The sequence below is a fragment of the Pseudomonas sp. MWU12-2020 genome (assembly GCF_023100605.1).
Taxonomy (GTDB): Bacteria; Pseudomonadota; Gammaproteobacteria; order Pseudomonadales; family Pseudomonadaceae; genus Aquipseudomonas; species Aquipseudomonas fluorescens_H.
In genome coordinates, this window is the sequence record NZ_JALMEX010000012.1 from 19,948 (window position 1) to 31,850 (window position 11,903).

Consider the following 11,903-nt stretch of genomic DNA (forward strand, 5'->3'; position numbering starts at 1 on the left):
CTACAGGACGACACCATGTGGCTCTTGGTTCTCGCTTATCTGGGCGGTGTGCTGACGATCGTCAGTCCGTGCATCCTGCCTGTTCTGCCTTTTGTCTTCGCTCGCACCGGGCAGCCGTTTATCAAGAGTGGCTTGCCGCTCTTGGCCGGGATGGCGCTGACCTTCGCCCTCGTCGCCACGCTGGCGGCGGTGGGCGGCGGTTGGGTGGTGCAAGTCAATCAGTACGGGCGCTGGCTCGCGTTGCTGTTCGTTGCACTGTTCGGGCTGACGCTGCTGCTGCCGCGTCTCGCCGAGCGCCTGACCCGGCCACTGGTCTCGGCCGGCAGTCGCCTGTCCGAAGCCGCAGGCCAGGACAATCGTCCGCGTCCCGGCGCCTCGTTTCTGATCGGCGTTGCCACGGGTCTGCTCTGGGCGCCGTGCGCCGGGCCTATTCTCGGCTTGATTCTGACCGGTGCCGCGCTGCAAGGGGCAAGCATCGCCACCACGCTGTTGTTGCTCGCCTACGCGGCGGGCGCCGCGACTTCACTGGCGGCGGCGCTGCTGCTGGGCGGTAAGGTCTTTGCGTTGATGAAGCGCTCGATCGGTACGGGGGAGTGGATCCGTCGTGGGTTGGGAGCGGCGATGCTGGCGGGTGTCGCGGCGATTGCGCTGGGCTTCGATACCGGGCTGTTGGCGCGGTTGTCGACCGCATCCACGGGCGGAATCGAACAAGCGCTGGTGGGCAAACTCTCCGGCAAATCACCTGCGGGCAGCGGCACGATGATGGCGCAGATTCTCGCTGTGGATGACGCGGCGAACGGCAGCATGAAAGCCACAGGCGCGGTGATGAAAATCGCTGACAAGGCACCCGGAACATTGCCGGTCGAAGGGCAGTTGCCACCGCTCACTGGCGCCGTGCAATGGCTCAATTCGCCACCGCTGGACGCCCAGGCACTGAAGGGCAAAGTGGTGCTGGTGGATTTCTGGACCTACTCCTGCATCAACTGCCTGCGCACCCTGCCATACGTCAAAGCCTGGGCCGAGAAGTATCGCGATCAGGGGCTGGTGGTAATCGGTGTGCATGCGCCGGAGTTCGCCTTCGAGCGCGATGTCGGCAACGTCACCAAAGCCATGAAGGAGCTGGGTATCAACTACCCGGTGGCGATCGATAACGACTACAAGATCTGGCGCGCCTTCAACAACGAATACTGGCCGGCGCATTATTTTGCCGATGCTCAGGGACGGATTCGATACCACCATTTTGGCGAAGGCGACTACGCCGAATCGGAGCGGGTCATCCAGCAGTTGCTGCGTGAAGCCGGGGCGAAAACCGTGGCTGATGGCCTGATCAACGCTGACGCCCAAGGCGTGCAGATGGCCCCGGACATGAATCAGGTGCTGTCGCCGGAAACCTACGTCGGCTACCAGCGTGCGGAACATTTCGTACCGCAAACCAGCCTGGTGCCTGACAAGGTCGCGACCTATAACCCACCGGCCAACCTGACGCTGAATGACTGGAGCCTCGGCGGCCAGTGGGCTGTCGGCGCCGAGCGCGCCACTGCCAGTGCGCCGGCCAGTCGCATCGTCTATCGCTTCCACGCCCGCGATCTGCATTTGGTACTGGGGCCGGGCGCAGATGGCAAACCGGTGCGCTTCAAAGTGTCGATTGACGGTCAGGCGCCGGGGGATGCCCACGGAGTCGATGTCGCCGCGGATGGCAGCGGTCGCGTGACCGAACAGCGCTTGTACCAATTGGTGCGGCAAACCGACGAGGTGGAGGATCGCACCTTCACCATCGAATTTCTTGATCCGGGCGTATCGGCTTACGCCTTCACCTTCGGCTGATCGGGAGTGCGCAACATGAAAGCTCAAAACAACTGGCGACGGGTGTTGCTCGGCGTCGCCATGGCCGGCGTGATCGGGCAGTGTTCGGCGTTCTCTTTCGGCGCTGAAGACGCGGTGGTCATCCCGCCACCAGCCCTCGACGAAACCACCCAGGCGCACAGTGAAACCGCGGTGTTCGCCGGTGGTTGTTTCTGGGGCGTGCAAGGGGTTTTCCAGCACGTCAAAGGCGTGCAGAAAGCCGTCTCCGGTTATGCCGGCGGCGCAGCGAACACGGCGCAATACGAGCGGGTCAGCGAAGGCGACACCGGTCACGCCGAGTCCGTGCAAGTTACCTTCGACCCGACGCAAGTCAGCTACGGCAGCCTGCTGCAGATCTACTTCTCGGTGGCCCACAACCCGACCGAACTCAACCGCCAAGGCCCCGACAGCGGCACGCAATATCGCTCGGCGCTGTTCCCGGTCAATGCCGATCAACAACGGGTGGCCCAGGCCTACATCGCCCAACTCGACGCGGCGCATGCCTACAGCAAACCGATCGTCACCCAACTGGAAACCTACAACGGCTTCTACCCGGCGGAGGACTATCACCAGGATTTCCTGACCGAACACCCGAGCTATCCGTACATCGTGATCAACGACATGCCGAAGGTGGCGCAGTTGAAGCAGTTGTTTGCGCAGCGTTATCAGGATAAGCCGGTGTTGGTGAAAGACGGCTCCTGATTCATTGTGCGGTCAATCCCGGGCGTTGCGCCTGAAGCAAGCGCAGCAACCGGTAGTGCTTCAGCGAACGAGTGCCTATCAACCCACAGACGAAACCCGACGTTGCAGCTTTGAACTGCAGCATATCCGGAGCAGAGGCTTGCTCCGGATGCACGTCATCCTGATAGCCAAAGTAGTAATTCACGGCAAAAAACAGCAGGTACAACATCAACACTTTCCAAGTGCCGGGCAAGATCAGTCCTGTTTGCGAATCATCAAGCGTCACGTATTGCGCCGAAAACATCAGCCATGCTGTACCGCCGCCCAGCAAAAGGGCGCCGATCCAGCAACTGAGGGACAAGGCTGGGTTAAGCGTCAGATTTATTGAGAAGAGAGACCAGGCTATCAACGCTGGCGGTGTGACCAGCATTGCTAAACGGCTCTTGGGGCTGGGCGCGCGAGCCTTGATCCCGAAATACACCAGTACCAGGAAAACCGCATAAACCCACAGTGGGGTGTTTTGCAGAGTGATTAACATCAATTGGCGTCCGTGCTTGAAAGAGAAGATGAATCATAGTGGTTGCCATGGTCGGCGCCGGTTATTTCAAGCGCGGCCGCTCCATGGCAATCACCGACGTTTCAAATCCCAAACTGGCAAAAAACGTCTCCGCCCCTTCGCGCCCGGCGCGCAGGACCCAAGTGATCTCGGGGTTGTCCCCCATGACATGCTCGACCAGTGCGCGCCCGACGCCGGCGCGCCGATGCTGGTCATCGACCACGACCATCGACAGATAGCCGTTGGACAAACCATCGGTGAGGCCTCGGGCGAAACCGATGATCTGCTCGCCGCTCAGCGCGACCGCAGTGCGTTGCGAGTTTTCGATGAGTTGGGCGAAGTAGTCGTTGGAACCCGTTCGGTGTCCCCAGCCATGTTGCCCTAGAAACAGGCGAACTGGCTCCACTTCGGCAGGCAACAGATCGCGTACGGTGAGGTTGGTTTTCATCGAATGGCAGCATCCTTGTCGGCAATCACCGGAGCATAGTCAATCGCAGCCTAAATCAGGATCTGCCCCAGGTTTTCATCGCGAATTCGACGAAGCGCCGCAGCTTGGGCAAACGATAACGATCCGGCGCGTACAGCAGGTGCAATGGGCGGCTCGGTGGCTGGTAATCGGGGATTACCGTCACCAATTTACCGTCGCGCAGATCCTGTTCCACCAGCGCATCCGGCAGCATCACAATGCCCATGCCGGTGCGCGCCGCCTGATGCAGGCCGGCAGAGGTGTTCATCAGCATCGGGCCGCTGACGTCGACCAGAATCTCGCCGTCCGGGCCGCTGAGGCGCCAGCGTTTTTCCACCGATTGCCAGTCATCGCCGGCCGGATAGGCAAACGACAGGCAGTCGTGTTGCTGCAGGTCTTCCGGGGTGATCGGCATGCCGCGTCGCGCGACGTACGCCGGGGAGGCGCACACGGTCAGGGTGTAGTCGATCAGCGGCCGGGCGATCAGGTTCGACTGCTCGAAATGCCCCAGCCGAAACGCCACGTCGAGGCCACTTTCCAGCAGGTCCGGACGGCGGTTGGTCAGCACCACATCCATTTTCAATTGCGGGTATTGCAGGGAAAACTCGCTGAGCGCCGGGGCCAGACGTTCGACGCCAAAAGTCAGTGGCGCGGTGATACGCAGCAAGCCGCGCGGCTCGTCGAGGGCCTGTTCGGCGAGGCGTTCGGAGTCGGCCACCAGGCCCAATACATCCAGACAACGCTGGTAATAAACGCTACCGAATTCGGTCAGTCGCTGCCGGCGGGTGGTGCGCTGCAGCAACTGCACGCCGAGCCTTTGCTCCAGTGCGCGCAGGTGATTTCCGACCATGGTCGTGGACATTTCGCACTGCAACGCGGCCGCCGTCATGCTCCCGGCTTCCACGACCTTCACGTACACGCTCATTGCCTGCAACAGGTCCATTATCAAGTCCTGCTTTTAAATGATTGAAGTTTTGCCGAGTTTATCCAGTTCTGGTGGCTAACCATACTGCAAACACACCGACCTTCACTGGAGTTTGAAGTCATGACCGCCGCCCTGATGAATACCTACCAACCGCTGGCCCTGAGCTTTATCAGAGGCCTGGGCACGCGCCTGTGGGATCAGGCCGGTCGAGAATATCTGGATGCTGTCGCCGGAGTCGCGGTGACCAATGTCGGGCACTCGCACCCACGGATTGTCGCTGCTATCAGCGAGCAGGCCGGACTGTTGCTGCACACCTCCAACCTGTACAGCATCGACTGGCAGCAACAGCTGGCGCAGAAACTCACGCAGTTGTCAGGAATGGAGCGGGCGTTTTTCAACAACTCCGGCGCTGAAGCCAACGAGACTGCACTGAAGCTGGCGCGTTTGTACGGCTGGAGCAAAGGCATCGAACAGCCACTGGTGGTGGTCATGGCCAACGCGTTTCATGGCCGCACGTTGGGCACCTTGTCGGCCAGCGATGGGCCGGCGGTGCGTCTGGGTTTCAATGATTTGCCGGGGGATTTCGTCAAAGTGCCCTTCGGTGATCTGGCTGCGCTGGATCAAGTGCAGCAAAAGCACGGCGAGCGGATCGTGGCGATTCTGGTCGAGCCGATCCAGGGCGAAAGCGGTGTGCAACTGGCGCCGCCCGGGTACCTCAAAGCCCTGCGCGAACTGTGCAATCGTCACGCCTGGCTGCTGATGCTCGACGAAATCCAGACCGGCATCGGCCGCACTGGCCAATGGTTTGCGTTCCAGCATGAAGGCATCGTGCCGGACGTCATGACCCTGGCCAAAGGCCTTGGCAACGGCGTGCCGATCGGTGCCTGCCTGGCGCGGGGCAGGGCGGCGGATCTGTTCACCCCCGGCAGCCATGGCAGCACGTTCGGCGGTAATCCGCTGGCCTGCCGGGTCGGCTGCACGGTGCTGGACATCATCGAAGAACAAGGCTTGCTGGAAAATGTTCGGGTACAGGGGGAGCGCTTGCTGGCTCGTCTACGTGCCGAACTGGCAGACAACCCCAACGTGCTGGCGATTCGTGGGCAGGGCTTGATGATCGGCATCGAACTGAAACAGCCGATCCGCGATCTGACGCTGATTGCTGCGCGGGATCATGGATTGCTGATCAACGTTACACGCGGCAAGACGATACGGCTGCTGCCGCCACTGACGATTGATGAGCGGGAGGTGGAGATGATTGTCAGAGGTGTGGGGCACATCATTCAGTAGTGGTATTTGCAACTAATGACGCAAATCTCACCGCCTTCGATGCTGTAGACCAAACGATGCTCACCCGTTATTCGTCTGGACCAAAAGCCGCTCATGTTGTGTTTGAGCGGCTCAGGCTTGCCAATCCCTTCAAACGGTTCGCGCTGAATTGCTTTTATCAACAGATTGATACGTTTGAGTCCGGCCTTATCGTTCTGCTGAAACCACAGGTAGTCTTCCCAGCCTGATGGCGTGAACTCGATTTTCATTCTTCGATCAATTGTCTGACTTTGGCTTTGCCGGCACGCATTTCGCCAATCGATTTGATCAACCGTTCGGCGTTGGCTGGAGAGCGGAGCAAGTAGGCCGTTTCTTCAAGTGCGTTGTATTCAGCCAGAGACATCATCACCACGGGCTCACCTTTTTGGCGTGTGACTAGAAGGGGAGCCCGGTCTTCGTTAACGCGATCCATCGTTTCGGCCAAATGCGCGCGGGCGGTGGTGTAGTTGATGGTTTGCATGTTGTAGTCCTCGCTGGATGCAAAGAACGTACAGAAATGAGTACATGATGACAAGGCGATACCTACCAGTGGTTGTTTCGCAGAAGGAGGGCTGCGAGTCATTTCAGTATCGCTCAAGAACTTTGGAGACGTTTCTGAGAAGGCTGTAATCCTTATCCTCGGTCGTGCCTCATGCGTAGTTGTTGTGCTGTCATCATCTGGCATTGTCAGTGTAGGAAAAGAACCTGAAATTCAGTCCGGATAATCCGCCAACTCAGGCGCCAGCATTCGCGTCTTCATCGCCCCGTTCGAATTGTGCTGAATGATCTCGCTCGGCTGCCCCTGCGCATTGAAAAACACCTGCCCGATCCCCGCTGAATTCCACAGCCGCTCACCCGCTTCGGCATGTTCCGGGGTATAGGGCACGATGCGCATGCGCCGGCGTTTGGTAAACCAGTTCAACGGCGAACGCGGCGAGTAGAGCCAGCGGTTGAGGCGGTCGAACCATTCCAGCAGGGTTTTCGGGAACTCGTTCTTGATTCCGCTGCTGGTGATCTGCCAGATCCGTGGCCCGGCCTTGCGGTGTCGGATAAGCACTTCGTAGACGAAGGAATAATGCACGTCGCCGGACAGCACCACGTAGTTTCCGGGTGTGCGGGTGTGTCGGAAAATGTTCAGGATCACCTGCGCCGCACCGCGATGAGCCATCCAGTTTTCCGCGTCGACCAGCAGCGGATAGCCGCACCAGCTGAAAACCTTCTGCACGGTTTCGATCAGCTTCACGCCGAAGATCGGCGCGGGGGAAACAATGATTGCTGACGGATGATCGAGCAGCTCCTGTTGCAGTTCGCTCAGCGCTTCCCAGTCCAGTAAACCGGAGGGTTGTTTGAGTGCCATCTCGCTGCGCCAGCGGCGGGTGCGGGTGTCGAGCACCACCAGCGCCGGGCTGGTCGGCAGCACGAAATGCCAGTGCTGAAAGCGCAGCAAATCATCGATCAGCGCGTCCTGCACCGGGCTGTCGAGATATTGATCGTCACCACTGGCGCTCAGGCGGCGAGTGTTCTCCAGCACATCCTTGAACGCGTCCGGATTATTGCCCCAGCCCTGGCACAACATGTACGCGATCAAGGCGTTGCCGATGATGCGTTTGGAGAACGGGTGGCCGTAGGCGGTTTCCTCCCACTGCGCGGAAAGATTCCAGTCATCGGTGATGTCGTGGTCGTCGAAAATCATCAGGCTCGGCAGGTGCGCCAAGGCTCGGGCGACGTTGCTCAAACCGGCCTTGAAGCCATTGATGCGGGTTTGCTCCAGGGTGTAGCGCTTCAAGCGTTCAGGCGTCAGCGATGGAACAGCAGGATTGATCAACGCCCAGGCAACCGGCGACCACACCAGCAAGTACATCGCCATGACTTCGGCGAACGTCACCAGGTGATTGTCGGCGCTACTGCTGGTGAAAATCGGCTTACGCGCGCCGCCGAAAAATCGCTCGCGCAAGGTCTCGTTGCTCTCCAGCGCCGGTAACAAATCCGCGCGGTGGTAGTAACTGGCAGGGTGCTTGTAAAGCTTGGCGCTGTCGCTCACCACCGCGCCTTCGAGGTGTTCGTCGAACAGGCCGAGTCGTTCGATCAAGGCATGAATTGCCCGCAGCATCGGGCCGGCAACATCGTCGGCGTAGATCTGGTCGCCGCTCATCATCAGCAGGGCTGGACGTTGTTGCGGATCGGTTTCGGCAGCCAACAGTTGATCGACGCACAGCAAACCGTCTGCCGCCGGGTGATGGGGCTTGCGGCAGGAACCGTGCAGCAACTGATCGATTCGCGAGCGCACGACAAGGTTCGGGCAGTGGGCATTGCCGTACGCCAGATGCGGCGCCCATGCGGCGATGGGCGTCTGGCCGTCGATCAGCAGGTCGTAGTCAATACGCGTGTCGCAGGGCAGGGTGCTGTCGAGCACAACGTTGATCAAATGGACGAACGCGTAACGGCCTACGGGGATGACTGTGCATTTCCCGGCATCGAGAGGAATGTCTCCTACACCTTGCAGACGCAAGGTCAGCGCCAGCTCGCGGGAGCCGACCAACCACAGCACCACTCGCGTTGGTTCCAGCCGGCGCAGCAGCGGGCCGGCCAAAACGGGAGGCAGCGGATTCAGGTCAGCAGGTATCAGGGACATTCGGGGGCAAAGCTCAAGGCGCACAGGCTGGCGATGATAGCGCAGCCGGCGCCTTGAACCCTTAAACGAGGCTTAAGAACCGACCTTCTGCAACTTCAGATTCAGCAGTCGCCATTCGGCGGACGCGGGTTGCTCCTGCACCGAGCAGTCGAAGCTATAAGTGACGTCATCGCCGTTCATGTTGCGCGCGGCGACCTTGTTGCTGAGGGTGTAGACCTGATCCTTGAAGCGCTTGGTGACAATGGCAGAGCTGTCGGCGAAGCGCGCCGACGCCGGGAAGCGCAGCGTGCTGGTGACCAGCGTGCCGCACATGACATACGCGAGCATCGATTCATCGCTGTCGGCATTTTGCCCAAGCTTGTCGCGCAGCGCGGTGAGCGCTTTACGGCCCTGCGCGTCGCTCTGATCCAGGACGGTTTTTTCCGATATCGATTTCGGTGCCCGGCTCGCGTAATTCGGCAGCAGTGCGGAATCCGGCGGAGAAGGTTGGTTATCCGGCTCGATCGCGGCAAAGCCCGGCGCGTTCTCCAGCACCGCGGACGTCGAGTCCGACTCGGCTTCGGGCAACAGACTGGTGGTCACATCGCTCTGTGTGATCACGTCTTCGATTGGCGCTTTTGCGGATTGATGCGCCGACGGGAATATCGACAGCAAGATCGACAGCACCACCATGCCGACAATAAAACCGCCCGCCGCGCCAACGATGTTGCCGTAAAACAGATTCCAGCTGCCGCGGTTTTTCACCACCCAGCGCCACATGAAACCCCAGGCGGCGATAAATGCCAGAAAACTCAGAAACTCCATTCGATCCTTTCCTTAACCCTTCAATAGCCTGCAAAACAGCACTCACTGGCGGTGAGTGCTGAAGATGGACGGCAAGATATCAAAATAGAGGTCTGACGCCACGAAGACATTTACATGCCGAGATTGGGCGGATTGATCTGGGCAAAAAACATGATCGCCGTTATGCCGGCCACGACGCCGCAAAGGCCGGCCAGTAGCTGACGCGCGACAGGGTGTTCGACTTGCGAGCGGCGGGCCACCAGCATCCATACACCGCTCAGCGCCGCAGCGGTTGCGAGCATTTCCAGAATCGATCCCATGACCCCCGGGACCGGTGGCCGGCTAGAGCCGAACAGACCGACACAAAGCTGCGAAACCACCAGGCCAACAATCATGCCGCTGGCAGCGCCCAACATATTGGCGAGGAGCAGGTTCCAAGCCCCACGCTGCCTGACGACCCAGACCCACATGCCTATCCAGGCAATAAAGAAAAACACAAAATCCATCGTATCCATCCTTCGCAACCCGTCGCGGTACAAACGCTCGGCACCTTGCCGACAGTGGACGGCACGATAGCAAAATAGTAGCGTCACGCCACTTTCTTGATTCCTGTAATGGACTACGCATGTCAAAAGTCGCTTCTGTTCTGCGCACGCTCTGTGCAATCACGCTCACCAGCGCCATTACTCCGGCAATCGCCGCCTGGAAAGAGCCTCCGGAGAGCAGTTGGCAGTATTACCTCGCCAACTGCCAGCGAATGCAGGAGAAAATGGCCGACGTCCAGAGCGGTCGCGTACCTGGCGCCTTTGAGGTGGCAGGTGATCTGGAAGGCAGCCTGCGGATCATCAATGAGCGCCGCTTGAACCTGACGCCCCAATACCTCGGCTCCCGCGAATTCGCTCAATGCGAAAACGTCGCCGCCCAGGCCGAGGCAACGATTGCCCAAGGCAAAGCCGAGTTCGCCGCCAGAATGAATCAGGCGGCTGAGCAAGGGCGTATCGCCCACCAGAACTCCCCCGAATACCAACGCGCTCGTTCACTCGGCTACAGCGACATCGGCGACATCTCCTTCCTGAAACTGCACGAAGACATGGACGGCGAAGCCCGCCTGAAAACCATGCTGATCACGGTCGACGAAGTCTGCGGCCAATACTTCCGCGCCACGCAATATGTGAAACCGTATGTGATTTATACCGTTCGCCCATCGGATGGCGGTTGTGGCGAGGAAAAACGCGTGGCGATCGTCGGCGGCCGGTCGGTGGAGAAGGGCGATTACATCGATGAGCGGGGCGAGTTTCAGTATGTGGGCTGGAAGAAGATTGTTGGTGCGGATGGGTTTCCCACGGATATTCGGGTGTTGAAGGCACGGCGCTGACACGCTCAGCGCGTGGCGCGGCGGATGAAAGGATGTCTTTTAAGTAGCAGGGGGAGACTGTAGTGCTTCATATTGATCTGGGGCTTGCGAACGAATTATGTAAGTAGGAATACACAGAAGTCAGGCCACAAAAACGAAGGTTCGTGCCATCGACTTCACTGCTATGAAGAACTAAAAAGCAACTCTAGGGTTAATACGCGGGACTCTGCCACTGGTCATTGGAGTTGAGGGTTATGAAAGTTACGGGAGGGAAGCATGGACGCGGCAATCAGCGTTTACGAGCAGTACTGTGAACAGGTTCGACATCACCAGGATGAGCGTCGCGCAATTGCGAATACGCTGACGATGGTTATTGGAGCATTGATTGCGGTGATGGCGATTGATCAGCGGTTGGATGAGCAAGACAGTTGGCTTGTTGCCGCCTTGATAGTCATCGGCGCTCTAGGGGCGCTCTGTATGGTGAAGTGCCATGGACTGATCAGGTTTTACAAGAAAATGGCCGAAACTATGGCCGTTCGTGTTGGACAGAATGTGGCAAGTGCGTTTGATGTCGCGGTGCTGGCGGAAGCGGTAATGCTTGCACAGCCGAGGTTCTGGAGGTGGGTGAGTAAAGTCAGATTGTGGCACTTGTGGTTGGCGTTTTTCATTATCGTCATGTTTTTTGCCATTTCGCTTTTTCTTTCTCTCCCTTCCAGTAGCTGGATTCCGGTCAAAGGTGCGCTTGGCTAATGATCTCTCATAGGTCGCCGTCCATCAGCTAAGAACATCCTTCAAATAACCCTTGAGCGCGAGGAGCGGCTGATCAAGCTGCTCCAGCGACTGCGCCTGCCTGAAATCGGCTGACAGCTTGTGCAGCTCACGTCCCAGCGGTTTCTCGACACCGCCCAAGGCGTCCATCGCCAACCCCAGGCACTCGTTCAGCTTGAACTGGATGGTCTCGACATCCCCGCGACGCACCAGCAGTTCGAACACGTCTTTCTGGTAATCAACCATGACCATGTCATCCCGCAGAATCGGGCTCAGGCCTTCCTCCTCGTAAGCGAGTTTGAGGGAGAACAGGGCGACGGTTTCCAGTGACGTTTCCATGCTGGGTCCTAGTGATTTGTTCGGCCAAGAAGGAAAAGATCAAAAGATCGCAGCCTTCGGCAGGTCCTACAACAGCGGCCACTTTTCAGCAGACGAAAAAAAAGGCCTTGCTAAGCAAGACCTTTCTTAATTTTGGTGCCCCGAGGGAGACTCGAACTCCCACTCCTTTCGAAAACGGATTTTGAATCCGCCGCGTCTACCAATTCCGCCATCAGGGCTCAATGGCGGCGAAGTATAGAGAGGTGATTACCG

At 58.9% G+C, this 11,903-nt stretch carries 14 protein-coding genes and 1 tRNA gene; 5 read left to right on the forward strand and 10 right to left on the reverse strand.

Going from position 1 to position 11,903, the window contains the following annotated elements; translation table 11 throughout:
* The first annotated feature begins 15 nt into the window (after positions 1–15).
* Together M0814_RS23070 and msrA are read left to right on the forward strand one after the other, a co-directional pair.
* Positions 16–1,824, forward strand: coding sequence for a cytochrome c biogenesis protein DipZ (locus M0814_RS23070; RefSeq protein ID WP_103484052.1), 1,809 nt, complete (start codon positions 16–18; stop codon positions 1,822–1,824).
* Between the two features lie 15 nt (positions 1,825–1,839).
* Positions 1,840–2,544: a peptide-methionine (S)-S-oxide reductase MsrA gene (msrA, locus tag M0814_RS23075; RefSeq protein ID WP_103484053.1), complete on the forward strand. Its 705-nt coding sequence runs from the start codon at positions 1,840–1,842 to the stop codon at positions 2,542–2,544.
* A gap of 1 nt (position 2,545) precedes the next feature.
* Here the strand turns inward: msrA and M0814_RS23080 are convergent, their stop codons facing one another.
* From M0814_RS23080 to M0814_RS23090, 3 genes are all read right to left on the reverse strand, one after another.
* Positions 2,546–3,061: a hypothetical protein gene (locus M0814_RS23080; RefSeq protein WP_103484054.1), complete on the reverse strand. Its 516-nt coding sequence runs from the start codon at positions 3,059–3,061 to the stop codon at positions 2,546–2,548.
* A gap of 61 nt (positions 3,062–3,122) precedes the next feature.
* Entirely contained in the window at positions 3,123–3,527 is a 405-nt protein-coding gene (locus M0814_RS23085; protein WP_103484055.1) for a GNAT family N-acetyltransferase, read from the reverse strand.
* A gap of 55 nt (positions 3,528–3,582) precedes the next feature.
* A complete protein-coding gene (locus tag M0814_RS23090) occupies positions 3,583–4,488 on the reverse strand; it encodes a LysR family transcriptional regulator (protein WP_045122621.1) in 906 nt (301 codons plus the stop codon).
* 102 nt (positions 4,489–4,590) lie between these two features.
* Here M0814_RS23090 and M0814_RS23095 point away from each other — a divergent pair, with 102 nt between their 5' ends.
* Entirely contained in the window at positions 4,591–5,757 is a 1,167-nt protein-coding gene (locus tag M0814_RS23095) for an aspartate aminotransferase family protein (protein WP_103484056.1), read from the forward strand.
* Here M0814_RS23095 and M0814_RS23100 read toward each other — a convergent pair.
* The 5 genes from M0814_RS23100 to M0814_RS23120 all read right to left on the reverse strand — a co-directional run bounded on the left by M0814_RS23100 (position 5,751) and on the right by M0814_RS23120 (position 9,696).
* Complete coding sequence (locus M0814_RS23100) at positions 5,751–6,005, reverse strand: Txe/YoeB family addiction module toxin (protein WP_086791674.1); 255 nt, start codon at positions 6,003–6,005, stop codon at positions 5,751–5,753. The two genes, M0814_RS23095 and M0814_RS23100, sit on opposite strands and share 7 nt — an antisense overlap.
* On the reverse strand, positions 6,002–6,256 hold the full coding sequence (locus tag M0814_RS23105; protein WP_086791676.1) for a type II toxin-antitoxin system prevent-host-death family antitoxin: 255 nt from the start codon (positions 6,254–6,256) through the stop codon (positions 6,002–6,004). The genes M0814_RS23100 and M0814_RS23105 overlap by 4 nt, the downstream gene beginning before the upstream one ends.
* Before the next feature lie 231 nt (positions 6,257–6,487).
* Complete coding sequence (locus M0814_RS23110; RefSeq protein ID WP_103484057.1) at positions 6,488–8,407, reverse strand: alkaline phosphatase D family protein; 1,920 nt, start codon at positions 8,405–8,407, stop codon at positions 6,488–6,490.
* A gap of 72 nt (positions 8,408–8,479) precedes the next feature.
* A complete protein-coding gene (locus M0814_RS23115; RefSeq protein WP_103484058.1) occupies positions 8,480–9,211 on the reverse strand; it encodes a hypothetical protein in 732 nt (243 codons plus the stop codon).
* Positions 9,212–9,321: 110 nt separating this feature from the next.
* Entirely contained in the window at positions 9,322–9,696 is a 375-nt protein-coding gene (locus M0814_RS23120) for a hypothetical protein (RefSeq protein WP_103484059.1), read from the reverse strand.
* A 119-nt stretch (positions 9,697–9,815) separates the two neighbouring features.
* Between M0814_RS23120 and M0814_RS23125 the strand changes: the two genes are divergently transcribed.
* Entirely contained in the window at positions 9,816–10,565 is a 750-nt protein-coding gene (locus M0814_RS23125; protein ID WP_103484060.1) for a hypothetical protein, read from the forward strand.
* A 255-nt stretch (positions 10,566–10,820) separates the two neighbouring features.
* Entirely contained in the window at positions 10,821–11,294 is a 474-nt protein-coding gene (locus M0814_RS23130) for a hypothetical protein (RefSeq protein ID WP_103484061.1), read from the forward strand.
* A 24-nt stretch (positions 11,295–11,318) separates the two neighbouring features.
* Here M0814_RS23130 and M0814_RS23135 read toward each other — a convergent pair whose 3' ends face one another.
* Entirely contained in the window at positions 11,319–11,651 is a 333-nt protein-coding gene (locus M0814_RS23135) for a hypothetical protein (protein ID WP_103484062.1), read from the reverse strand.
* Between the two features lie 133 nt (positions 11,652–11,784).
* A tRNA-Leu gene (locus tag M0814_RS23140) sits at positions 11,785–11,869 on the reverse strand.
* Between the last annotated feature and the right edge of the window lie 34 nt (positions 11,870–11,903).

Coding starts and splice junctions, on each gene's coding strand:
- M0814_RS23070 (WP_103484052.1), top strand. CDS start 16: ATGTGGCTCTTGGTTCTCGCTTATCTGGGCGGTGTGCTGACGATCGTC.
- msrA (WP_103484053.1), top strand. CDS start 1,840: ATGAAAGCTCAAAACAACTGGCGACGGGTGTTGCTCGGCGTCGCCATG.
- M0814_RS23080 (WP_103484054.1), bottom strand. CDS start 3,061: ATGTTAATCACTCTGCAAAACACCCCACTGTGGGTTTATGCGGTTTTC.
- M0814_RS23085 (WP_103484055.1), bottom strand. CDS start 3,527: ATGAAAACCAACCTCACCGTACGCGATCTGTTGCCTGCCGAAGTGGAG.
- M0814_RS23090 (WP_045122621.1), bottom strand. CDS start 4,488: ATGGACCTGTTGCAGGCAATGAGCGTGTACGTGAAGGTCGTGGAAGCC.
- M0814_RS23095 (WP_103484056.1), top strand. CDS start 4,591: ATGACCGCCGCCCTGATGAATACCTACCAACCGCTGGCCCTGAGCTTT.
- M0814_RS23100 (WP_086791674.1), bottom strand. CDS start 6,005: ATGAAAATCGAGTTCACGCCATCAGGCTGGGAAGACTACCTGTGGTTT.
- M0814_RS23105 (WP_086791676.1), bottom strand. CDS start 6,256: ATGCAAACCATCAACTACACCACCGCCCGCGCGCATTTGGCCGAAACG.
- M0814_RS23110 (WP_103484057.1), bottom strand. CDS start 8,407: ATGTCCCTGATACCTGCTGACCTGAATCCGCTGCCTCCCGTTTTGGCC.
- M0814_RS23115 (WP_103484058.1), bottom strand. CDS start 9,211: ATGGAGTTTCTGAGTTTTCTGGCATTTATCGCCGCCTGGGGTTTCATG.
- M0814_RS23120 (WP_103484059.1), bottom strand. CDS start 9,696: ATGGATTTTGTGTTTTTCTTTATTGCCTGGATAGGCATGTGGGTCTGG.
- M0814_RS23125 (WP_103484060.1), top strand. CDS start 9,816: ATGTCAAAAGTCGCTTCTGTTCTGCGCACGCTCTGTGCAATCACGCTC.
- M0814_RS23130 (WP_103484061.1), top strand. CDS start 10,821: ATGGACGCGGCAATCAGCGTTTACGAGCAGTACTGTGAACAGGTTCGA.
- M0814_RS23135 (WP_103484062.1), bottom strand. CDS start 11,651: ATGGAAACGTCACTGGAAACCGTCGCCCTGTTCTCCCTCAAACTCGCT.